Source organism: Stenotrophomonas sp. YJH_SMC_19 (assembly GCF_059367915.1).
This window is the reverse complement of sequence record NZ_JCAFRI010000037.1, coordinates 1-22549: the sequence shown is the minus strand read 5'-3', so window position 1 is coordinate 22549 and position 22549 is coordinate 1. Positions and strand designations below refer to the sequence as shown.

Sequence of the window (22549 nt, the reverse complement as noted above, 5' to 3'; positions counted from 1 at the left end):
TCGGACCAGCGCAATTCCGTGCTGACCCAATGGCTGCACCACTACAACTGGCACCGCCCTCACATGGGGATCGGTGGCCAGCCACCTATTTCCAGAGTCCTGCTGAACAACGTGGTGGGTTTACACAGTTAGTCGACTGCTGTTGGCGATACCGTCTGGAGGCCCGCGCTGCGCGCGATAGTCGACTGACAGTCGACTCTACCCCGTCGGGCGACCCAGGCCAGACGAATGCCCCCGTGCACATGCTCCACAGGCATCACCTCATGCCCGCGCAGCATTCTGCGGCGCACATCACCACCCGTAGCATCAAGCCATGCCCAGCCCACCCGCCGATCCCAGCGCACCGCTCGTCGCCATCGTTGCCTGCCACGGCCAGGGCCTGTTCGAGTTCGGCTGTGCGGTTGGCCTGTTCGCGCCGGTGCGGCCGGAACTCGGCGTGGCCTGGTATCGCACCCAGCTGTGCGCGGGTGAACCCGGTGCGCTGCGCATGCTCGGCGGAACGCAGGTCCAACTCCCCTACGATCTCAGCAGCGTTGATGACGCCGACATCATCGTCATTCCCGGTTGGCGCGAGCCCAGCGAGCGCCCGCCACAGGCGCTGCTTGATGCACTCATCCGTGCCCACGGCCGTGGCGCGCGCATCGCTTCGATCTGCTCCGGTGCCTTCGTGCTGGCGTGGGCCGGGCTGCTCGATGGCCGCCAGGCCACCACCCACTGGCGCCTCACCGAAGCGCTGGCGCGCGAGTTCCCGCGCATCGATGTGCGCGAAGATGCACTGTATGTGGATACCGGCAGCATCATCACCTCGGCCGGCTCGGCCACCGGCATGGACATGATGTTGCACATGGTGCGCAAGGATTACGGCGCGCGCGTGGCCAACCTGGTGGCCGAGCGACTGGTACTGGCGCCATGGCGTGATGCCGAACGCAGCCAGCGCGTCAGCCGCGCCATTCCCCATGGCGAGCCCACGCGCCTGGCAAGGCTGATGGAATGGATGCGCCGCAACCTGCGCGAGCCGCACTCGCTGGGCAGCCTCGCCGAGCAGGCCGCACTCAGCCAACGCACCCTGCAGCGGCAGTTCCTGGAGGCCACCGGCCTGTCGCCGATCGACTGGCTGATCCGCGAGCGCGTGGCCTACGCCCGTGAGCTGCTGGAAACCACCGACCGGCCGCTGCAGTGGATCGCAGAACAGGCTGGCTTTGGTTCGCAGGAATCGTTCCGTCGTCACTTCCGTGGCCAGGTCGATGCGAGCCCTACCGAGTACCGCAGCCAGCACCGCGGCGGTGTTGGCGCGGATCGGCTGGTGGGTTGCTGATCCAGCTCAGCGCTCTCCAGCGCCACGTGAGAAAAGGCTCACGGCGGACGGTGGAGACCCACGTATAGTGATGGGCGTCACACGAAGCCCCTTCCATGCTCCACGCATTTGCTTACTCCAGCCACATGTCGGCTGGGCTTTCCGATGAAACCCTCCGCCAGATCGTCTCGGACTCTGCCGCGTTCAATCGCCGGGTGGAGGTTACCGGAGCGCTGCTCGTCGACGGGCAGCGGTTTTTCCAGTACATCGAAGGCCCGCCCGACGGCCTGGAGGCGGTCAGGCGCCGCATCCACGACAGTCGTTCGCACGCCGCCGTCGCCCCGGTACTGGACATGGCAATCGGCGCACGCGCCGTACCCTACTGGGCGATGACCCGCATCGAGACCGGGCAGATCGTCGTGTCCGGGCTGGTCAATGCGCGATGGGACGAATTTGGCCATTCCGTTCCAGGCATGGATCAGCTCGTTGGCCTGCTGAGTCCGCATTTCCCACGCATCGGCACCGTCGAGCCGCCACGCGCCCCCGCCTGATACACACTGAACCGTCGCCTTGCGTGCGCCTGCCGACGCGGCCGTGCGTTACGTTCGGGCGTCATCATCAGGATCCTCCTTCCCGCTGTCTTCGCCACGCCCATCGCATGCCAGTACCCGCCCCACCTGCAACGGAAACACGCGCATCGCCCGCCGACCTGTTCGAGATCGTCATCGTGCGTGCAGGCACCGCCCTGTTCGCGATCGACATCCAGGCTGCCGTCGAAATTCGCGGCCTGGAGGCATTCGGCCCTGCAGACTGCAACGGCAGGCCGACCGTGGAAGTCCGTGGGCAGCCATTACCCGTGGTCGACCTGCGCCGCATGAGCGGCCAAGCGGCATTCGACGGTGGCAGCCCGGCCATGCTGTTGATCAATGCCGGTACCGCAACGCTGGCGCTGGCCGTGGATGAGGTGCTGGAGATCGAGACACCGGACGCGAGCGCACGCGTGCCCGAGCGTGCCGCAGGCCGATCGTTCGGCTTCTGCAGCCGGCACATTCAACTTGACCCGGCGCGCTCGGCTGCACTGATCGAGCCGGTGGCACTGCTGGGCGCACTTGCCGCGCCGGAGTGACCGGCGGCGTCTCAGGATCGTCCTGCCAAGGCACGGTTTCGCAGCCTCCAGCACTGCGCGGCAACGCCGATCACAAACACTGCCGCCAATCCCAGCAGCGTCTGCAGCACCACCGGGGCCATCGGCGCGGCAGCAATCGGATGCGCTGCCGGCACGCGGGTCAGCGTTTCGTTGACGCCGGGCACCAACGACAGCAGGAAGCTGAAAGACAGCGCAAACGTCGATGCATAAGGTGCTGCGCGCCCCAGCCAGCGCAGCCGCGCGGCCAGCACGCCGCCGAATGCCACCAGCAGCACGATCACCCCGAATGCGTGGCCGGGGTTGATCCCGCCCGTGCTGGACACGGTGAACGAGGTGGCCACCGACAGCACCAGCCCCACCAGGTACAGCTTGCCCGCGCGCGTGGCGGGATCGATTGCGCGATGGCGAATGAAGGCATACAGGCCACTCAACACCGGGATCAGGCTGACAGCGGTATGGATCACGCCGAGTGTGGACAGAGGGTGGGACATGGGACACCTCCAGGGATAGAATGAACCTACTAGTAGGTAGGCATTGGACTCAAAAAGAAGGCCCGCGTCGCCGCAGGCCCACCACACAGCCTTCAGGGCGCCGCACCCACCCGCGCGATCGCCAACCGTGCCAGTGCCGCGAAGGTCGCCGCATCACCAAAACCGCGCGCGGCCAGCATCGCGCCATGCACCGACGACATGAACGCCCTGGCCTCGTCCGCAGGGGAACCCTGCAGGCGCAACTGGCCCAGCGCCGCGCCCTTCTCCAGCGTCACCGTCAGCCACCCGCTCAGATCCTCGAAATGCCCGCGCACTTCATCGGCGATCTCCGCAGGGATCATCGGCGCCTCCGCTGCCAGCATCGCGCAGATGCAGAACGACGACGTCCCCCCTGCAATGCAGCTGGACCAGTACTCCACATAGGCGTTGAGCTCCTGCAGCGGGTCGTCCAGCTGCCGGTCCAGCAGCGTCAGGCCTTCGCGCGCCTCGGCCCGGTACAGCTCAACCACCGTGCGCACCAGGTCCGCCTTGCTGGGGAAGTGGTGATGGATGCTGGCCTTGCTGATGTTCACCCGCGCGGACACGTCGGCGTAGCTGAAACCGTTGTAGCCACCGGCCTCCAGCAGCGAACGGGCATGGGTCAGGATCTCCTGGGCCTTGGGCGAGAGCGACTCTTTCATGTCGCCAACCTACTAGTAGGTTGAAGCGCTGTCAACTACCCGCTGCCGGGCTCGCCGGGCATGGCCCGGCGCTACCCACGCCCCGCTCAGTCCTCCTGCACCAGCTTGAACTCGCGCAGCAGACCACCGATCTGGGTCTTGTCCAGCTTGTTCATCAGCAGGTTGCGCAGGAACGCTGGCCCGGGAATGTCCAGTTCCTTGCCATCACGCAGGCGCCCGGTCGCGGCCAGCAGCGAGCGCACGTCATACGTGGAATTGAACACCTCCGGCACGCCACGCTCGATCCCCAGCAAGGTGTACACCGCCTCCATCGGCGTGCGCACCGAGTACTCGGTGGTGAAGATGCAGTCGCGCTGCTTCGATTCGGCGAACTGGCCGATGAAAGCGAAGTTCACCGCACCTTCCGGCACCACGTCCGGGCGGTCACCTGCCTGGCGTGGCATGAAGAACGCCGTGATGTACGGCATCATCACCGGCACTGTCTTCGCGCCGGTCGCGGCCAGCTCATCGATCTCTTCCACCGGCACGCCCAGGTGATACAGCCATTCGCGCGTGATCTCCTCGCCGGTGCAGTCCTGCATCGGCTTCTTCACGTAGTCGCCGGGCGTATCCACGAACAACGAATACACCCAGACCACGATCTGGTCCTTGGGCTGGTTCTTGAAATGTGGCTGGCGATTCACCGTCCAGCTCATCAGCCAGCGCGAGTCGCGCACGCTGACGATGCCGCCGGTCACCACTTTGCCGCTGAAGGGATCGCGCTTGGCGATCTTCTGGATGTAGGCCGGAATGCGCGCATCCAGCGTGGTCACCGTTGCCGATTCCCACTTGGTTTCTGGAATGTGCGCGCCGAACACATCCGGACGCCCGAACGCGTCATCCTTCGCGGCAATGCGGCGCCACAGGTCCCAGGCAGGCGCCGGGCCTTCGTTCAGGCGTGCCGCAGTGTGGTGGTCGCCATTATCCGAGTTCTCGGTCAGCGAACCGATGGTCATGAACAGCAGATCATCCGCGCCGAGATCCACGCCACCGGCTACACCGTCATGCATCCAATGGATGCGCGTGGCCTGCTTGCGGTCGGGCTGCAGATCAAAGTCGACGTCGGTCACCTCGGTACCGTACTGGAACACCACGCCCTGGTCCTGCAACCACTTCACCAGCGGCAGCACCAGCGATTCGTACTGGTTGTACTTCGTGAACTTCAGCGCCGAGAAATCCGGCAGGCCGCCGATATGGTGGATGAAACGATGCAGGTACAGCTTCATCTCCAGCGCCGAATGCCACTCTTCGAACGCGAACATGGTTCGCCAGTACAGCCAGAAGTTGCTGTCCAGGAAATCACGGCCCAGTACTTCGTTGATGCGCTTGTTCTCCATCTCCTGACGGGTGGCCAGGAACAGCGCGATGATGTCCCTCTGTGCCTGCTCGGTCAGCGTGAACAGGCCATCGGTGTGTGCATCCTCGCCGCGATTGATGGTGGCGCGCTGCAGCGAATAGTTCGGGTCGTCCTTGTTCAACCAGTAGAACTCGTCCAGCACGCTGGCATCTTCGATCTCCAGCGACGGTATCGAGCGGAACAGATCCCACAGGCACTCGAAATGATCTTCCATCTCGCGGCCACCACGGATCACGAAACCCTTTTCCGGCACCTTCAGGCCATCCAGCGCACCGCCAGGAATCTGCTGCTGTTCAAGAATGGTGATGCGTTCACCGGCCATGCGCCCATCGCGCACAAGGAACGCGGCGCCGGCCAGCGAGGCCAGCCCCGACCCCACAAACCAGGCGCGCTTGCCATCGACACCGGCGGGCTTGCGCGGGCGCGCAAAGGCTTCGTAGTTGCCACTGCTGTAGTACATGCGCTGCTCCTTCCTGGAGGGGGTGACCCCACTCTAGCGCCGAACCGATGTACCGATTCCTGCATGCAGGCTGCGACCGAATGACGCAGCGGCGTCAGAGCTGGCGGCCCAGCAGCATGCCTGGCCAGCCGTCCACGCTGAACGGCGCAATTCGCGTGTAGCCGCAGGACTCGTAGAAGCGCACCAGATCACCGCTGCCTCCGCCATAGCAGTCCACGCGCAGATGGTCGAGGCCGGCAGCGCGCGCCTGCTCATCGGCAAACGCCATCAGGCGACGGCCAATGCCGCGCACGCGCGCATCACGCGAGGCCACCAATACCCGCACGTACAGCTCCGGCCCATCGGGCGCCGGCACATAGGGCATCGACTCGCCCAGCGCCAGGAACGCACGCACCTCACCCTGCTCGTTCTGGGCCACCCATGCGCCAGGCAGCGCGCACGCATCGGTCACCTGGGTGATCCGGCGTGGCACCGTGGACCATGGCTCGCTGCCCCATTGCTGCAGATTGCCGATCGACACGAACCATTCGATCACCTCGTCGAACAGCGCCAGCACCGCAGGGGCATCTGCCGCACTGGCGCGGCGGATGGTCAAGGTGTCCTTTCCTGTTTCAGTCATGCACGTACTCCTGTCAACGCGTCAATCAGCTGTCACGAGGATGCCGGCCAGCGGCCAGCACTACCAGGGTCGGAAGTCCCTGGGCCGGATTTGACGTGCAGGCATTTACCTGCATATAGTCCATCCCAAGGGCGGCGCCTGCCGGCCCATCGCGAGGAACCTGCAATGGTGGATATCGCACACAGGGTCGGCATCAAGGCCCCCGCAAGCCAGGTGTACCAAGCCCTGGCCACCCCCGAAGGCGTCGCCGCCTGGTGGGCCGAAGACACCCACGGCGACCGCGAGACCGGCGGCACGGTCAAGGTCCGTTTCACCAACAACGGCCAGGAAATCGGCGCCATGGAAATGCAGCTGGAACAGCTCATTCCAGGCGAGTTGGTGCTCTGGAAGTTCCTCGCCGGCCCCGCCGAATGGATCGGCACGCATGCGCGTTTCGCGCTGAAACAGGAAGGCGACTACTGCATCGTCCTGTTCACCCATGAAGGCTGGAAAGAGCGCGTCGAGTTCACCTCCCACTGCAGCACCAAGTGGGCGGTGTTCCTGATGAGCCTGAAGGCCCTGCTGGAAACCGGCAAGGGCCAGCCCAACCCACACGACGTCAGGATCGACAACTGGAATTGAAGACATCCCCATGGCGGTAGACCACGTGCGCGACGCAGACAAAGTTTTCAAGGCACTGGCCGATCCCACGCGCCGCACGCTGCTGGATCTGCTCTGCGAACACAACGGCCAGACCCTGGGCCAGCTGTGCGAGCACCTGGACATGGCCCGGCAATCGGTCACCCAGCACCTGGGTCTTCTGGAAGACGCCAACCTGATCAGCACTGTGCGCCGTGGCCGCGAGAAGCTGCACTTCATCAACCCGGTACCGCTGCATGAAGTCTACGAGCGCTGGGTACGCAAGTTCGAGCAGCAGCGCCTGAGCCTGCTGCATGACCTGAAACGCAAACTGGAAGGAGAATGACGATGTCTGCAGAGTCAACCCGCTTCATCCACGTGATCTACATCGCGTCCACGCCACAGAAGGTGTTCGAGGCCATCACCCGCCCCGAGATCGCCAGCCGCTATTGGGGCCACGAGAACGTCTCGGACTGGAAGCCCGGCTCGCGCTGGCAGCACGTGCGCGCCAACGAAACACGATCGGTCGAGCTGGTCGGCGAAGTGGTGGAAAGCACCCCGCCCTCGCGACTGGTCATCACCTGGGCCGCCGCCTCGCAGGCCGACAACCCGGATGCCTACAGCCGCGTCACCTTCGACATCGTGCCCTACCAGGACATGGTGCGGCTGACGGTTACCCATGAGGAGCTGGAACCGGGCAGCGGCATGGATACCGGCATCCGCCAGGGCTGGCCGATCGTGCTGTCGAGCCTGAAGTCGCTGCTGGAAACCGGCAAGGGATTGGACGTATTTGCGAAGCCGAACTGAGTCGTGCCGCAATCGGCGGCGGAGCGCCATCCGCCGCCAGCGCTCCCCATCCGGTCAATCGCTCAATCTGCGCGAACGTCCATAACTGCCATGCACATCCTGCTTGATCCAATCGGCCAGCAGGCGCAGGTAGCCGTCGGTGATCCGCGTCGACACCCGGTTGCCCTCGGCATCGGTGCGGAACTCGACCATGCCGTGGTCGGTATCCGGGAACAGGTAGGTGTCGATCGGTTGCCCCGACGCGCGCAGGCGCGACAGGATCGAACGCGTGGCGGCAATCGGCGCGGCGCGGTCCTGCTCGGCCAGCACCCACAGCAACGGCACCTTCAGGCGGCGCAGCGCGGCCCCGGCGTCGTAGTCCCAGATCAGCTCCAGGTTGTCGAATCGGGCGCGGCCGATCCGGCGCAGGTCAGCGTCACTCATGCGCAGCATGTCGCCGCTGTATTCGCCGTTGATGTTCTTTGCCCACGGTGCGGCACCGATCTGCGTACGCACCTTCGCCAGCGCCTCGAACCCTTCATTGAAATGCGTGCGCATCAACTGTGCGGTCGCGTCTGAAAGCTGGCCGACCTGCTTCATCGCCGTTGCATCCAGCTGCATGCGGCGTGCCTCGTCGAACAGCTGCTCGCGGTCCTCCTCGATCGGCGACACCACCAGGCCGAAACCGATCGCCACGAAATCCGCCTGCGAGCGCGTCGCCGCCAGCGGCGCGATCCACCCGCCCTGGCTGCCACCGAAGTAGCCGGCCCGACCGAAACGCCCCGCCGCCAGCTCACGTGCCTTGGCAAGCGCCGCCGCCGCATCGTCGGCCAGCAGTTCGAAGTTCTGCGTGTACTCCCCTTCCGAATCGCCGGTCCCACGCTTCTGGTAAGCGAACACCGAGATCCCCTGGGCCACCAGCATGCGCTGGTAGATCGCCGCCACCGCCATCGTGCGTTCCGAGCCGTGCACCAGCACCACCAGCGGCCGCGTCCGGTCGGCCGGCCCTGCCGGCTCGATCAACTGCCCGACCAGCTTGGTTCCCGCGCTGATGGACGTTGCATCGGTATCGCGGGTCGGCAGGCGCTGCCAGCGCTGCGTGGCTCCCGCAGGCGTCCTGAAGCTGACCACATCGCCGCTGCAGCTCACCGGCGCGTTGGCATCACCGGTGGCGCCACGTCGCCCGTCCAGCATCAGATAGCGCTGCCCCGTGGCCGGTGCCGCAGCGGGTGCGCCGAGCACCACGATGTTGCCCTGCTCGTCACCGTAGGCACTGGCCGTGCATAGCTCGGCGGCCGCGGCCGGCGGACCCGAACACACCAGCACCGCCATCAACAACGAACGTCCTTTCCACCCTGCCATGCCCTTTCCCGGTATCGTGAACCCGCCTCGTGCGGGCGCCCGGCGCAGCCTAGCGCGTTCGTTCGCCAGATTCATGCTGCATCTGCTTACTGTCGGCCTCTCCCATGACCATACTGGGCGGACGATACGAACTTCAGAGCGCACGATGCACACACATGTAGAACAGATCGGCAGCACCCGCGTCCTGCGCAGCGCCGATACAGGCCCGCTGCTGGATGGCAACGCCCTGCGCGACCTGGTCGGCGATGCCCTTGGGCACCAGGCCGAGTGGATCGCCGTGCCGGTGCAGCGCCTATCGGCGGACTTCTTCGAGCTGCGCTCCGGCATGGCCGGGCAATGGCTGCAGATGCTGGTGAACTACCGTCTGCACTTCGCCGTCCTGGGCGATGTCAGCGGCTACCGCGCACAGAGCGAATCGCTGGACGCGTGGATCACCGAGTGCAACCGTGGGCACAACGGCTGCTTCGTGGCCGACTGGGACGCCCTGCTGGCACGCCTGCCGGCCCCCGCCAGCATCGGCTGAACGCCGCCCCCACGCTCACCCTCACCGAACCCGGTTCCGACCGCGCTCTGACGCCCGCCGCCACAGCATCGCCCACAGGCATCCCTGGCGACGTTCGATGCGTGCTTCAGACGCAGATTCCCTGCACAGCAAAGTGGCGGCGGTCACCCTCGGCTTCTGGGTGATGAAGATCGCCGCCACCACCCTCGGCGAGACCGCCGGCGACCTGCTGTCGATGACGCTCAACCTCGGCTACGTGGCCAGCTCGGCCATCCTGCTGGCGATCTTCGCCGGCCTGCTGGGCATGCAGTTATCGGCGCGACGCTGCCACCCGGTGCTGTTCTGGTCGGTGGTGCTGGCGACCAGCACGGCCGGCACCACCATGTCCGACCTGATCGACCGCACGCTCGGCCTGGGCTACGCCACCGGCGCCAGTCTGCTGGCCGGCTGCCTGGCGCTGGTGCTGCTGGCCTGGCGCATGTCGGAAAAGTCGATCTCGGTCAGCAACATCGCATCGCGCCGCGCCGAAGGCTTCTACTGGACCGCCGTGCTGTTCTCCAACACGCTCGGCACCGCGCTGGGCGACTTCCTCGCCGACGACTCCGGGCTCGGCTTCACCGGTGGCGCACTGCTGATCGGCAGCCTCATCGCGCTTACCGCACTGGCCAGCCGCATCAAGGGCATCAACCGGGTCATCCTGTTCTGGATCGCCTTCGTACTCACCCGCCCGTTTGGCGCCACTTTCGGCGACCTGCTCACCAAGCCGCTGGAAAAGGGCGGCCTGGGCTTCGGCACGGTAGGCTCGTCGCTGGTGCTGTTCACCATTCTCGCCACGCTGGTGGCATTGCCCATGCTGCAGCGTAAAGCACAGCCAGCCAGCTAGCGCGCCGTCCAGCCCCCATCCACCGGCAGCGCCGTGCCGGTGATCTGTGCAGCGGCATCCGAGGCCAGGAACACCACCATCTCGCCCAGCTGCTCGGGCGTTACAAACTGCAACGAGGGCTGCTTCTCAGCCAGCAGCGCACGCGCGGCGGTCTCCTGATCCGTGCCATCGCGCTCGGCCAACGCGGTGATCTGCCGCTCGACCAGCGCCGTCCGCACCCAGCCCGGGCAGATGGCATTGGCGGTAATCCCGGTGCCCGCATTCTCCAGCGCGGTCACCTTGGTGAACCCCACCACGCCATGCTTAGCCGCCACATAGGCCGACTTGTTCACCGAGCCCACCAACCCGTGTACCGACGCGATGTTGATGATGCGGCCGTTGCCCTGCTGCTTCATGTGGGGCAAGGCCGCTGCCGTGGCATGGAACACGGCCGAGAGATTCAACGCCAGGATCGCATTCCACTTCTCGACAGGGAATTCCTCGATCGACGCGGTGTGCTGGATGCCCGCGTTGTTCACCAGGATGTCGATGCGGCCCATCTTCGCGACGGCATGCTCAATCATCCAGCGCACTGCCTCGCCACGGGAAAGATCGGCACCGTCATGCGCCACGCGCACGCCGAACTCGGTTTCCAGCTTGGAACGGATGCGTTCGATCTCCGCCGCATCGCCGAAGCCATTCAGTACGATGTCGGCGCCTTGCCGGGCCAGCGCGATGGCAATGCCAAGACCGATACCGCTGGTGGAGCCGGTGACTACTGCAACCTTTCCACTGAACATGGGCGAGCTTCCATCGGGCACAGGCGGCCAGTGTAGCGTCACCGGCTCGCCGCTTTAACTGACACCCTCAAGTCGGCCCACAGCTAGAAGCGGATGCCTGCCCGATCAACGGTCACCAACGGGTTGGCCTTCCGCACCGCCTCCAGGAACAGCAGGAAGTCGCGGTTGAACAGCGTCAGGTTGTTGGTGAACGTCACGCACTTTCTGCCCGACGCTTTGCTGAAACACACCTGCCAGACATAGCGCCCGTAGATCCTGTCGGACGTTCGTATGACTGAGGTGATCTGCGAAAGCGGAACCGCCGTGGGCACCGGCCCACGCCGCAGGTAAAAGGACGCCGCATCAAAGAAGTAGTGCTCCCGATCCTCTTTTCCATCCACCATCACCAGGGTCATGGACTTACCGGAAATCCGGCGAGGGGGATTCAAACGCAGCCCTGATCCCAATGCAGAACGTGCGGTCGCTGACATTCGCCGAAGAATGAACCAGAGGATCACCAACGGAAGTGCCGCGAGGACAATGAAGCCTACGGTCTTCAGAACAGTTTCCAGCGTGCTTGGCACACAGATCTCCAAGAGGAATGTTCAGGCACTGACGAGGCCCGGGTAGATCCACGCCACGCGTGGATGCTCTGGCTTCAACGCCTTTTCACTTCCAATGATCCGGCCCCAGGAACGGCAGGCTTAGCACAAACACCGGCACCGCCACAGGGATCAGCGCCGCGCCGAGCACCTTGCCCGCCGCCGAACCCGCACCCGGCTTGTCCTCCCTCTCCGGCAGGATCCGCTGCGCCCGCGCATTGAGCGGCTGTGCAAGCTTCCCTTTCTCCGCCAGCGCCGCAGCATCCGACAACTGCACTCGTTCGCCGTCGCCCTCGAACAGCGCGCTGTAATAGCTGCCGCCCTTCCTTGAAAGATTGCAGGCGCGATCAAACGCCAGCGCGTAACGGGTCCGGTCCATCGGCAGGTAGTAGCGCCACCGCTCCTCCACGGCCTTGGCCTCACGCGGGGGGACCTCAATCCGCTCCAGCTTGAACTGCGCGGCCTGCTCCGCCGTTACCTGCTCCGGCCGCAGCAGCAGCGCATAGCTGCCTTGCACCTTGGCCTTGTTGGCCGGGTCACGCCAATCCTCATGGAAGTACATCTGCGCGCAGGCCACCGCCCCGCGCAGCGGGCTGTCCATCAACGCCCGGTACTCGCGGAACGGCGCGGCATTGAAGCGCATCGGCTCGTCATAGCGCGGCAGCAGGTACAGCTGGCCGTCGTCGGCCACGAACGCACTGGTGATCTCGCGGCTTGAGGCGTGCTCCTCCGGGCCACTGGCACAGCCGGACAGCAAGCCAAGGCACAAGGCGGAGAGAATGAAGAAGGACGTTCGCATGTCGTGTTCGAGGGCTTCCCTGGGAAAACGGCCCCGCCCGGAAGGACGGGGCCAGCCCATCATGGTGCCACGGCACCGCATGCGATGCAGAACCCGCCCTACTTCAACCGCTCCACCAACCGCTGCCCCACCTCCAGCGCCGAAGCCGGGTTCTGCCCGGTAATCAGCTCGCGGTCCACCACCACATGCCCGGTCCACGGCGTGGCATTGCTGCTGAACAGCGCACCCGCCCGCTGCAGCGCGGTCTGCGGGTAGAACTTCATCTCGCCGCCGCCCAGCAGCGGTTTGGCCTGCTCTTCTTCCTGGTTGTTGATCACCGTCATCTGGTAGCCGCTGTAGATCCACTTCGGCGTGGCCGGCATCGCACCCGCTTCCAACTTCGCCACGAAACCATCGGCATCCGGCAGCGTGGACAGCAGCGCGATCGGCCCGTGGCAGACCAGCGCGGTGGTCTTGTTGCGCTGGTGGAAGTCAGCCAGCAAGCGGCCCAGCGCCGGGCTCTTCAGCAGGTCCTGCATGGGTGCGTGACCACCGGGAATGTAGACCGCATCGAACCTTGCGTAGCCCTGCTGCTCGATGCGCGCCAGGCTGACCACCGGCGAAGCCGTCGGGGAGGTCAGCGCCAGCTTCTCCATCAGGTCCTTGTGCAGTTTCAGCTGCGCGGCATCGTTGCCGAAGTACGCCGCCGTCACCGAGGACGCATCCACCGTCGGCGCCCGCCCCTGCGGCGTGGCGAAGGTGACCTCGTGGCCCGCGTCCAGCAGCAGCTTGACCGGCTGCATCAGCTCGTTGAGGTAGAAGCCGGTGGACAGCACCTTGCCGTCCTTCAGGTCCAGGTGGTTTTCGTCGGACAGCACCACCAGCACGTTGGCGGCCTGCGCGCCGGTGGCGGCCAGGGTCAGGGCCAGCGCTGCGGCCAGCCGGGTCATCAGGTTCATGGGGAACTCCTATCAGGGAATGGCCGCCACTTTATTCATCGCCCCAGCGGCGATAAATTGGCCCCGTCGCAAAACATCTGTTCCCCGGAGAGCCAAATGAGCCGCAAGTTCGACTACCTGGGCGATGTGGAAGTGTTCCTGGCGGTGGTCGAGCACGGCTCGTTCACGGCCGGCGCGGTGGCGCTGTCCACCACGCCCTCGGTGCTGAGCCGGGCGGTCACCCGCCTGGAAGCGCGGCTGGGCCGGCAGCTGCTGCAGCGGACCACCCGCCGCGTGGGCCTGACCGACACCGGGCGGCTCTATCTGGAACAGGTGCGCACCGCCTTCGGCCTGCTGGACGACGCCGAGCGCGACGTACTGGCCCAGGACGGTGCGCTGGCCGGCCGCGTGCGCCTGAGCGTGCCCACCACCTATGGCCACTACCGGCTGCCGCCCGTGCTGGCGCGCTTTGCGCAGCAGTACCCGCAGGTGCAGGTGGAACTGAACATCACCAACCGCAACGTGGACCTGGTGGCCGAGGGCTTCGACCTGGCCATCCGGCTGGGCCAGCTGCCGGACAGCGGGCTGGTGGGGCGGAAGCTGGAGGATGCGCCTTTGTTGCTGGTGGCTTCACCGGAGTACCTGAAGCACCGGGGTACCCCGCAGACGCTGGACGACCTGCAGCAGCACCTGTGCCTGCCCTTTTTGATGCCGCGTACGGGGCGGCTGGCGCCGTGGATCTTCCGCGACGGCGAGCGCGACGTGGACTGGCTGCCGCGTTCGTCCATCGAGACCTCCGACGATGTGCTGGGCGTGGTGTCGCTGGCCGAACAGGGCATCGGCATTTGCCAGAGCTATGCGTTCGTCGTGCGCGAGCGGTTGCAGCGTGGGGAGCTGGTGGAAGTGCTGCCGCAGCTGCGCGGGAGATCACGACCGTTCTCGGTGATCTATGCGCCGCATCGGCGGCAGTCGGCAGCGGCGCGGGCGATGATTGAGTTGTTGGTGGGGAATGCTGCGGTGGTTGAGGACGCAGCTGGTTGAGGCTGCGATGCTCGCTAGCGGTGTCGTGTTTGGACCGCTTTTCGGGGCATGAGGCTGACGGGGCGCTATTGCCTGCTGAGGCGAACTAAGAACTGTTGCAAAGAAGGCCGTCGCGCTATTCGCTTATGGCGCTGGCGATTGCGTCATTTGGGATCGCAATCAACAGAGGAGCTGCGCGAATGCGTCTGGCGATGTCGCGTGCCGCACTAATGGCGCGTGCCACAATAGTTCTTCGCTCTCGGATTTAGAGATTCCTTCGCGAATTCCTATTGGCATTCGAAGCGGCGGCGTAACCAACATGACGTGCCACCGACAACGGGTGGCTCCGGGTCTGCAAACCCGCGACGATTGTTGTGCCTGTTGTTTACGCTTGCCCGTCGGCACCGCCCTTAACCGGTGCCGGCGGGCAATCCGTCGGCCTGTATGGCGGGCGGTGCGTGGGGGTCTTCGAACCCACCGGTCATGGCACTACTTCGTCCCGGTTTGCAGCCACGCATCGTCCGCCACCCGCTTACGCGGTGGCGCTGTTAAGCACAGCCACGGAAGCCGACGCCATGAACGAATCTGACACATTCTCCTCGTACACCGTTGTCGAGCCCATCAACGACGACACTCCCCTGCCCGACCTGAACTCCCTGCTAGGCATCCTCAAGCGCATGCGTGGCTGCGAGGGGGCTGATGGGCACCCTTGGCCAGAAACCGACGTGTCACCCGGCCGCCGTGTGAGTCTGGCGAGGACCGAGCGTGCGTTGGTGGGGCTGCTTACTGTGCTGGAGGTGCTGCACTCGGCAGACCGTTGCCGGGTGGCAGCGGAGCCGGAGCGGCATTTGGATGAGGGCGTTGTGGATGGGTTGTTTCTGGCTTGCCGGGGGTTGGCTGAGTGGGCTTGTCATGAGGTGAGGCCCCTCTAAGCATCTGCAACTTGCCGCTGTGTACCTTCGCCTCGCGGTTTACGTCAATAACGCAATGAGCTACTCCTTTCACTCACCGAGACACTGTCTATTTGACTCTAGTCAGACTCACCTTCTTGTTGCCCCCCTTTCGCTGACGCGAAATCTCAATCCTGTAGTGTTGGGGAATAGGAAGTTCTGGTGGGCGCGGGGGCCTCGGCTTCGGTATTCGGATCGGCTTCGGAATTTCTTCACATGGCTCCAAGAACCCATCCAATAGGTGCAACTGCTCAGGATGCCTTGGAGCCTCGGCGAGACTCCTCGCAAGATCCTTCAGTAGCTCCGGCGAATTCTCGGCGTCCTGACCCCATCGGTCCCTCAACTCAGCAACCGCCTGGTCCGAAGAAATCTGTCCCACTTGAACTCGGTCAAACAAGCCCTTGAGGTAATAAACCTCCCCGCCCCTGTGCTTAGAATTCCCAAGGGAACTCTTGCAGCCGAAGCTCTGCTTTGCCTGATCGAATAGTGCATTGGCCACATAAGTGGCTTGCTCTCGGATCGTTTGAACACCAGACACAAAGCCACCGTAGTTTCCGATTCCGATGTAAAGGGCCCCCACAGTAGCTGCGATCTTTCCGAGCCCCTTAATGGATCCCTCCTCGACCACCAATGAAACCGAATAGTCAGGGAGATTGAGGTGAGTATCGACATAGCTTTCCCACTCATCAAACAACTGAGTGGAATAGAGTTCAAATTCGCTCTTATCAAAGAGAGGCGCCTTCAAATAGAAGGATGTTGTTACGAGATCAAGCATCAGCCTTCCCTAGCATTTCCTTGTTGGTCGCCTAGCCTGCCGCCAGCCTAGACACGTGATCAAAGCAATTGACAACCTTGCGTGCAGACCGCCACTCAGGAGCACATGAAGGTCTTCAGCTAGACCCAAACGTTCATCCGCTCCCGCCAATACATAAACGTTGGACAGCCGCACTCGCGCACCGTCAAATCGCGCTTTCAACGTTTCGCTGCACTAACCACTGTTGAGACAAAATAACAAAATCAGAATATGAAATTTCGTCAGCCTCCAGCCCCGCTTCCATGCAGAGTTCCGGCAACACCCCATAGAACGAATTGAACGCGTCCTGTATGCGTACATAGCCAGGAATATTCTGACGACCAGACTGCTGAAGTAGCCACCCTCGCACTATACGGATAATTTTTGGAACCGATCCAGCGTGTGCCTTCAAATCCTGACCGGCAATGTCTGACAAGCACTTCTGAGAGGTATATGCAGCGCGCTCCATAATCAGCATGGGGCGACGCTCGTAGCGCGCCCGGGCAACCTTCCTACAACCAATAACCATGCCCAACTCAAATGGCATATTAAATCTGGGAAGATTGTTTACATCATCCAACTCGACTGCGGACAGGTCATGAACGCTGTACGCCGACTCAGCTATCAGTCGCGCAATCTTATCCAATCGAATATCGCCCGCATCACCGGCCTCCAAGGCGGATCTAGGGCGAAACCCGCAGGAAACCACGGTGAATACAATCGAGTGAAATAGCTGCCTGTAATCATCACTGAAAGGGCAATTGATAAAAACCGAGTCCTTATCCTCTGGCGACACAGCCTTACCCCTCCCTATTTGACAGCCTTCTTTGCGACCTTCCTAACGATAGATGCCCCTTTTGCCTGGGTAAGCGTGCTACCGGCAACCCTATATGCCTTAACAGGAAATGGAGGCTCCTTCTGAGAGAGTACGCTCGCAGCACTTCGCCTCTCCAGTTTACTGGAACGAGGATCTGCTAGAACCTTTGCCGCCGATCTTACAACGGATTCGGAAGTAGCTTTAGACGATCGGCTTTGCGACAGAGCGCTGCCAGCAAGGGCCTTAACTTTACCGGCACTCTTGCCGCCTTTTCCGGAGGACGAAGCATCGCCCGCACCTCCTCGACTTGCCTTCAAAGATGACACACCCAGCCCCTCCAGCCTACTTACCCAACGCAAATGACCAGACTCCACTCAATCCACAGAAAATCTAAACCACGATATGACTTGGATTAAATGCTGGCCACTACTTCTTACTCTTCTGAGTAAGGACACTACCTGCAATCGCCTTGGCGGCTTTGCTAGTCGTGGGTCGCTCCAACGCTCTAGCAGCAATAGTACCGATCTTCGAAGAGGTAGTTTTATTGGTACCCGCCTGCGCAAGGGCACTCCCAGCCATTGACTTATCAGCCTTACTGGAACTTGAGTTGCGGAGAATTTGAGAAGCTTGAGAAGCTACACGTCCTGAAGTCTTTTCGTCCTTAGACATAACATCCCCTGCGACTTAATGTGAATTTGTAGAACCCTCTAAACGGGACCTTACCCACACTGCCATTGAACAGGCCTAACGCCACGAACAATGCGACAAGATACTAGACCTGGCGAGCCAGACTAGCAAGGAGGCCATTGAAGGCTGTCCTAGCGAAAAATGTACGAAGGACCAAATTCCAAAACAAGGAAGCGGTGGGCGTTGGCAAACAACAAGGGCGCCTTTCGGCGCCCTCGTTCTCTCAACTCATTCCCACTCAATAGTAGCCGGCGGCTTCCCCGAGATGTCATAAACAACCCTCGACACCCCCCGCAACTCATTGATGATCCGGTTGCTCACCGTCCCTAGGAACTCATACGGCAGATGCGCCCAATGCGCGGTCATGAAGTCGATCGTCTCCACGGCCCGCAGCGCAATCACCCACTCATACGCGCGCGCATCACCCACCACTCCCACCGACTTCACCGGCAGGAACACGGCAAACGCCTGGCTGGTCCTGTCGTACAGGTCCGCCTTGCGCAGCTCATCAATGAAGATGGCATCGGCCTTGGCCAGCAGCTCGGCGTATTCGCGCTTCACTTCGCCCAGGATACGCACGCCCAGGCCCGGGCCCGGGAACGGATGGCGGTAGACCATGGTGCGCGGCAGGCCCAACTCAACACCCAGGCGGCGCACTTCGTCCTTGAACAGCTCGCGCAGCGGCTCCACCAGGCCCAGCTTCATGTGTTCCGGCAGGCCGCCCACGTTGTGATGGCTCTTGATCACATGCGCCTTGCCGGTCTTGCTGCCGGCCGACTCGATCACGTCCGGGTAGATGGTGCCCTGCGCCAGCCACTTGGCGTTCTTCAGCTTGTTCGACTCTTCGTCGAAGATCTCAACGAACAGGTTGCCGATGATCTTGCGCTTGGCTTCCGGGTCGCTCACGCCTTCCAGTGCGGCGAAGTAACGGTCGGCGGCGTTCACGCGCACCACCTTTACGCCCATGTGCTCGGCGAACATCGCCATCACCTGGTCGCCTTCCTGCCAGCGCAGCAGGCCGGTATCCACGAACACGCAGGTCAGCTTCTCGCCGATGGCCTTGTGCAGCAGCGCAGCCACCACGGACGAATCGACGCCGCCGGACAGGCCAAGGATCACTTCGTCATCGCCCACCTGTTCGCGCACGCGGGCGATCTGGTCGTCGATGATGTTGGCGGCGGTCCACAGGGTCTGGCAGCCGCACACATCCACCACGAAGCGACGCAGCAGCGCCTGGCCCTGCAGGGTGTGGGTCACTTCCGGGTGGAACTGCACGCCGTACCAGCGCTTTTCTTCGTTGGCCATGGCGGCCACCGGAATGCGGTCGGTGGTGGCGGTGATGGTGAAGCCCGGCGGCGCAACGGAGACGTGGTCGCCGTGGCTCATCCAGACATTCAGCTTCGGCTCGCCGCCGTGGTCGCTCAGGCCCTTGAACAGCGCATCGGGATTGATCACGTTCACTTCGGCGTGGCCGAATTCGCGCTGGTCAGCGGCTTCGGTGGCACCGCCCAGCTGCGCAGCCAGGGTCTGCATGCCGTAGCAGATGCCGAAGATCGGCAGGCCGCTGTCGAACACTTCCTGCGGCGCGGCCGGGGCGCCCGGCAGCGTGGTCGATTCCGGGCCACCGGACAGGATGATGCCCTTGGCGCCAAACGCCGCGATCTCGGCCGGGTTGTGGTCCCAGGCCCAGATTTCGCAGTAGACGCCCAGCTCGCGGATGCGGCGGGCGATCAGCTGCGTGTACTGCGCGCCGAAATCGAGGATCAGGATCTTGTCGTTATGGATGTTGGTCATGGCGCCCTGGCAATGCAGTAGGGAAAACGAAATCAGACTTGTGGCGGCAGATGGAAAAAGAGGAACGGGAATCAGCTTCCTCGTTCCTCTTTGCCCGGCCCGCGTCAGGCGCGGTAGTTCGGCGGCTCTTTGGTGATCGTCACGTCGTGGACGTGGCTCTCACGCTGGCCGGCGCCGCTGATCTTCACGAACTTGGGCTTGCTGCGCATGTCTTCGATGGTGGCGCAGCCCACGTAGCCCATGGTGGCGCGCAGGCCGCCCATCAGCTGGTGGATGATGCCGCCCACCGGGCCGCGGTACGGCACGCGGCCTTCGATGCCTTCCGGCACCAGCTTGTCGGCGGTGGCGGCGTCCTGGAAGTAGCGGTCCTTCGACCCCTTCTCCATGGCAGCCAGCGAACCCATGCCGCGGTAGCTCTTGTACGAACGGCCCTGGTACAGCTCGGTCTCGCCCGGCGATTCCTCGGTACCGGCCAGCAGGCCGCCGACCATGATGGTCGAGGCACCGGCGGCCAGCGCCTTGCCGATGTCGCCCGAGTAGCGGATGCCACCGTCGGCGATCAGCGGGATGCGGTCCTGCAGCGCTTCGGCCACCAGATCAATGGCGGTGACCTGCGGCACGCCGACACCGGCGACGACGCGGGTGGTGCAGATCGAGCCCGGGCCGATGCCGACCTTCACTGCGTCCGCGCCGCTGTCCAGCAGCGCCAGTGCGGCTTCGCCGGTGCAGATGTTGCCACCGATGACCTGCACGTTCGGGAAGTTCTTCTTGACCCAGCTGACGCGGTCCAGCACGCCCTGCGAGTGACCGTGCGCGGTATCGACTACGATCACGTCCACGCCGGCGGCGACCAGCGCTTCCACGCGGCGATCGGTATCGCCACCCACGCCGACGGCAGCACCGACCAGCAGGCGGGTCGACAGATCCTTGGCAGCGTTCGGGAAGTCGGTGTTCTTCTGGATGTCCTTGACGGTGATCAGGCCACGCAGTTCGAACGAATCATTGACCACCAGCACCTTTTCGATGCGGTTGCGGTGCAGCAGCTGCAGCACTTCATCGGACGCGGCGCCTTCCTTGACCGTGATCAGGCGATCCTTCTTGGTCATGATGTGGCGGACCGGATCGTCCAGCTCGGTCTCGAAGCGCATGTCGCGGTGGGTCACGATGCCGGCCAGCAGGCCGTCGCTGCCCACCACCGGCACGCCGGAGATGTTGTGCGCCTGGGTCAGGGCCAGCACGTCGCGGATGGTGGTTTCCGGGCCGACGGTGATCGGGTCGCGGATGACACCGGCCTCGAACTTCTTGACCTTGGCCACTTCCGCGGCCTGCTGTTCCAGGCTGAGATTCTTGTGGATGATGCCCATGCCGCCGAGCTGTGCCATGGCGATGGCCAGGCGGGCTTCGGTGACGGTATCCATGGCTGCGGACAGGATCGGAAGCTTCAGCTTCAGGTCGCGAGTCAACCGCGTTTCGAGGTTGACGTCCTTGGGCAGGATGGTCGAGTGGGCGGGGACGAGCGAGACGTCGTCGTAAGTGAGTGCTTCAGCCTGGATGCGCAGCATCGGCATACCCGAGATGTGGGGAAGCGCGACATTTTACCCCTTTTTCGCGCCCTGTGGCAGGGGGTAGATGCGACGCAGTGTCGCGCGGGCGGTGATTGGTTCAGGGGGCCATCCGGGCCGGCGGCATACTGCCTTTGGTAGGTGCCAACCTTGGTTGGCACCTACCAGGAGCGAGTCATCGGCCTGCCTTTGGTGGGTGCGGACCGTTGGTCCGCACTACCCTTCAGACACCTGTGCTCCTGCATTGTGCCGACCAACGGTCGGCATCCACCTTAAGAGGATCACTCAGGCCAGCACTGGAGCGCCTTTGGTAGGTGCCAACCTTGGTTGGCACAAACAGCCAGAGGCCCTCACCCCACCTTGGGGTCCAGGTGCCGGACGGATCGTGCCAACCAAGGTTGGCACCTACCAGGAGCAGGGCATCACCCTGCCCCGGCATTGTGCCGACCAACGGTCCGCACCCACCAACAGCAGTTCTCCCCAATCGCAGGTCAGCTCAGCGCTTCCGCCGCTTCCAGGGTGTTCTGCATCAACGTGGCCACGGTCATCGGGCCGACACCACCCGGCACCGGGGTGATCCAGCTGGCCCGCTGGGCAGCGGCCTCAAACCCGACATCGCCCACCAGCCGGCCGTCGTCCAACCGATTGATACCCACGTCGATCACCACAGCGCCCGGCTTCACCCACTCGCCCGGCACGATGCCCGGGCGGCCCACCGCCACCACCAGGATGTCGGCGTTGCGCACGGCCTGTTCCAGCACGTCCTTCGGGGTGAACTTGTGGCAGCTGGTCACAGTGCAGCCGGCAATCAGCAGCTCCAGGCCCATCGGGCGGCCGACGTGGTTGCTGACGCCCACGATGGTGGCGTTGCGGCCACGCACCGGCTGGTCGGTGTGGCCCAGCAGCGTGGTGATGCCGCGCGGGGTGCACGGGCGCAGGCCGAACTCGCGCAGGGCCAGGTGACCGACGTTTTCCGGGTGGAAGCCGTCCACGTCCTTGCGCGGGTCGATGCGCTGGATCAGCCGGCGCGCGTCGGGGATGCCCGGCAGCGGCAGCTGGATCAGGATGCCGTTGATCTTCGGATCGGCGTTGAGCTGGTCGATCAGGTCGAGCAGCTCGGCCTCGGTGGTACCGGCCGGCAGATCGTAGTCGTGCGCCTCGATGCCGACCTTCTCGGCGGCACGACGCTTGTTGCGCACGTACACCGTCGAGGCCGGGTCGCCACCGACCAGCACCACAGCCAGGCCCGGACGGCTGCCGCCAGCGGCGACGCGGGCGTCGACGCGCACCTTCAGGCTGTCGAGCAGGTCCTCGGCGATGCGGCGGCCATCAAGGATGCGGGCAGGATGCTGGGAGGCGGAATCGGTCATCGGGAGCGGGCGTGGGGCGGCGGGGACGCTATTGTCCCTGATTCAGGCCCCCTCGCCCACCGCCGCGCGCCGGTAGTGCCGGCCGCTGGCCGGCAACCCCACGACGTCGGAACGTTTCCGTATCTGCCGGCCAGCGGCCGGCACTACCAACCGCCGGCTTCGGCAATTCCCGACCCGGGTAGTGCCGGCCGCTGGCCGGCAACCTCATGACGTCGGAACGATTCCGTATCTGCCGGCCAGCG

25 protein-coding genes are annotated in these 22549 nt (G+C 63.9%); 11 read left to right on the top strand and 14 right to left on the bottom strand.

Annotated features, from left to right (window positions below; all coding sequences use genetic code 11):
• The 4 genes from AC5P5R_RS21755 to AC5P5R_RS21740 form a co-directional block, all read left to right on the top strand.
• The coding region (locus tag AC5P5R_RS21755; protein WP_139338732.1) for an integrase core domain-containing protein at positions 1–132 on the top strand (132 nt) is incomplete at its 5' end.
• A 181-nt stretch (positions 133–313) separates the two neighbouring features.
• Entirely contained in the window at positions 314–1315 is a 1002-nt protein-coding gene (gene ftrA, locus AC5P5R_RS21750) for a transcriptional regulator FtrA (RefSeq protein ID WP_100438435.1), read from the top strand.
• A 95-nt stretch (positions 1316–1410) separates the two neighbouring features.
• On the top strand, positions 1411–1845 hold the full coding sequence (locus AC5P5R_RS21745; RefSeq protein WP_100438434.1) for a BLUF domain-containing protein: 435 nt from the start codon (positions 1411–1413) through the stop codon (positions 1843–1845).
• A 107-nt stretch (positions 1846–1952) separates the two neighbouring features.
• On the top strand, positions 1953–2420 hold the full coding sequence (locus AC5P5R_RS21740; protein WP_005409336.1) for a chemotaxis protein CheW: 468 nt from the start codon (positions 1953–1955) through the stop codon (positions 2418–2420).
• Between the two features lie 11 nt (positions 2421–2431).
• Here the strand turns inward: AC5P5R_RS21740 and AC5P5R_RS21735 are convergent, their stop codons facing one another.
• The 4 genes from AC5P5R_RS21735 to AC5P5R_RS21720 form a co-directional block, all read right to left on the bottom strand.
• Entirely contained in the window at positions 2432–2932 is a 501-nt protein-coding gene (locus AC5P5R_RS21735; RefSeq protein ID WP_005409335.1) for a hypothetical protein, read from the bottom strand.
• A 92-nt stretch (positions 2933–3024) separates the two neighbouring features.
• Positions 3025–3612: a TetR/AcrR family transcriptional regulator gene (locus AC5P5R_RS21730; RefSeq protein ID WP_164281759.1), complete on the bottom strand. Its 588-nt coding sequence runs from the start codon at positions 3610–3612 to the stop codon at positions 3025–3027.
• A gap of 86 nt (positions 3613–3698) precedes the next feature.
• Complete coding sequence (locus tag AC5P5R_RS21725; RefSeq protein WP_062606312.1) at positions 3699–5468, bottom strand: oleate hydratase; 1770 nt, start codon at positions 5466–5468, stop codon at positions 3699–3701.
• A gap of 94 nt (positions 5469–5562) precedes the next feature.
• Complete coding sequence (locus AC5P5R_RS21720; RefSeq protein WP_100438431.1) at positions 5563–6087, bottom strand: GNAT family N-acetyltransferase; 525 nt, start codon at positions 6085–6087, stop codon at positions 5563–5565.
• 165 nt (positions 6088–6252) lie between these two features.
• Between AC5P5R_RS21720 and AC5P5R_RS21715 the strand changes: the two genes are divergently transcribed.
• From AC5P5R_RS21715 to AC5P5R_RS21705, 3 genes are read left to right on the top strand one after another with little or no spacing between them, the layout of a single operon-like run.
• Positions 6253–6708 (top strand): SRPBCC family protein, encoded by a 456-nt coding sequence (locus tag AC5P5R_RS21715; RefSeq protein WP_100438430.1) that lies wholly within the window; start codon positions 6253–6255, stop codon positions 6706–6708.
• A gap of 10 nt (positions 6709–6718) precedes the next feature.
• On the top strand, positions 6719–7051 hold the full coding sequence (locus AC5P5R_RS21710; RefSeq protein WP_100438429.1) for an ArsR/SmtB family transcription factor: 333 nt from the start codon (positions 6719–6721) through the stop codon (positions 7049–7051).
• A gap of 2 nt (positions 7052–7053) precedes the next feature.
• The gene (locus AC5P5R_RS21705; RefSeq protein WP_005409329.1) at positions 7054–7512 is read left to right on the top strand and encodes an SRPBCC family protein; all 459 of its coding nucleotides are present in this window, start codon (positions 7054–7056) and stop codon (positions 7510–7512) included.
• A gap of 54 nt (positions 7513–7566) precedes the next feature.
• Here the strand turns inward: AC5P5R_RS21705 and AC5P5R_RS21700 are convergent, their stop codons facing one another.
• Positions 7567–8853, bottom strand: a complete 1287-nt coding sequence (locus tag AC5P5R_RS21700) for an alpha/beta hydrolase family protein (protein WP_164281758.1) — start codon at positions 8851–8853, stop codon at positions 7567–7569.
• A 145-nt stretch (positions 8854–8998) separates the two neighbouring features.
• Between AC5P5R_RS21700 and AC5P5R_RS21695 the strand changes: the two genes are divergently transcribed.
• Positions 8999–9376, top strand: coding sequence for a DUF4180 domain-containing protein (locus AC5P5R_RS21695; RefSeq protein WP_100438427.1), 378 nt, complete (start codon positions 8999–9001; stop codon positions 9374–9376).
• Positions 9377–9473: 97 nt separating this feature from the next.
• Complete coding sequence (locus AC5P5R_RS21690; RefSeq protein ID WP_100438426.1) at positions 9474–10238, top strand: COG4705 family protein; 765 nt, start codon at positions 9474–9476, stop codon at positions 10236–10238.
• Here AC5P5R_RS21690 and AC5P5R_RS21685 read toward each other — a convergent pair.
• The 4 genes from AC5P5R_RS21685 to AC5P5R_RS21670 all read right to left on the bottom strand — a co-directional run bounded on the left by AC5P5R_RS21685 (position 10235) and on the right by AC5P5R_RS21670 (position 13335).
• The gene (locus tag AC5P5R_RS21685) at positions 10235–11017 is read right to left on the bottom strand and encodes a 3-hydroxybutyrate dehydrogenase (protein WP_100438425.1); all 783 of its coding nucleotides are present in this window, start codon (positions 11015–11017) and stop codon (positions 10235–10237) included. The genes AC5P5R_RS21690 and AC5P5R_RS21685 overlap by 4 nt on opposite strands.
• Positions 11018–11100: 83 nt before the next feature.
• Positions 11101–11580: a hypothetical protein gene (locus tag AC5P5R_RS21680; RefSeq protein ID WP_224119411.1), complete on the bottom strand. Its 480-nt coding sequence runs from the start codon at positions 11578–11580 to the stop codon at positions 11101–11103.
• 85 nt (positions 11581–11665) lie between these two features.
• Positions 11666–12397: a hypothetical protein gene (locus AC5P5R_RS21675; protein WP_099524670.1), complete on the bottom strand. Its 732-nt coding sequence runs from the start codon at positions 12395–12397 to the stop codon at positions 11666–11668.
• A 98-nt stretch (positions 12398–12495) separates the two neighbouring features.
• Positions 12496–13335 (bottom strand): type 1 glutamine amidotransferase domain-containing protein, encoded by an 840-nt coding sequence (locus AC5P5R_RS21670; protein WP_111722971.1) that lies wholly within the window; start codon positions 13333–13335, stop codon positions 12496–12498.
• Positions 13336–13431: 96 nt separating this feature from the next.
• Here AC5P5R_RS21670 and AC5P5R_RS21665 point away from each other — a divergent pair, with 96 nt between their 5' ends.
• Both AC5P5R_RS21665 and AC5P5R_RS21660 read left to right on the top strand, forming a co-directional pair.
• Positions 13432–14355, top strand: coding sequence for a LysR family transcriptional regulator (locus AC5P5R_RS21665; protein ID WP_100438423.1), 924 nt, complete (start codon positions 13432–13434; stop codon positions 14353–14355).
• Positions 14356–14909: 554 nt separating this feature from the next.
• Entirely contained in the window at positions 14910–15266 is a 357-nt protein-coding gene (locus AC5P5R_RS21660) for a hypothetical protein (RefSeq protein ID WP_100438422.1), read from the top strand.
• 88 nt (positions 15267–15354) lie between these two features.
• Here AC5P5R_RS21660 and AC5P5R_RS21655 read toward each other — a convergent pair whose 3' ends face one another.
• The 5 genes from AC5P5R_RS21655 to folD all read right to left on the bottom strand — a co-directional run bounded on the left by AC5P5R_RS21655 (position 15355) and on the right by folD (position 22307).
• Complete coding sequence (locus AC5P5R_RS21655; RefSeq protein WP_100438421.1) at positions 15355–16059, bottom strand: hypothetical protein; 705 nt, start codon at positions 16057–16059, stop codon at positions 15355–15357.
• A gap of 184 nt (positions 16060–16243) precedes the next feature.
• Complete coding sequence (locus AC5P5R_RS21650) at positions 16244–16753, bottom strand: hypothetical protein (RefSeq protein WP_138927624.1); 510 nt, start codon at positions 16751–16753, stop codon at positions 16244–16246.
• 1056 nt (positions 16754–17809) lie between these two features.
• Positions 17810–19375 (bottom strand): glutamine-hydrolyzing GMP synthase, encoded by a 1566-nt coding sequence (gene guaA, locus AC5P5R_RS21645; RefSeq protein WP_100438419.1) that lies wholly within the window; start codon positions 19373–19375, stop codon positions 17810–17812.
• Between the two features lie 104 nt (positions 19376–19479).
• Positions 19480–20937, bottom strand: a complete 1458-nt coding sequence (guaB, locus tag AC5P5R_RS21640) for an IMP dehydrogenase (RefSeq protein WP_005409308.1) — start codon at positions 20935–20937, stop codon at positions 19480–19482.
• A gap of 491 nt (positions 20938–21428) precedes the next feature.
• Complete coding sequence (gene folD, locus AC5P5R_RS21635; RefSeq protein WP_005413112.1) at positions 21429–22307, bottom strand: bifunctional methylenetetrahydrofolate dehydrogenase/methenyltetrahydrofolate cyclohydrolase FolD; 879 nt, start codon at positions 22305–22307, stop codon at positions 21429–21431.
• Positions 22308–22549: the final 242 nt, after the last annotated feature.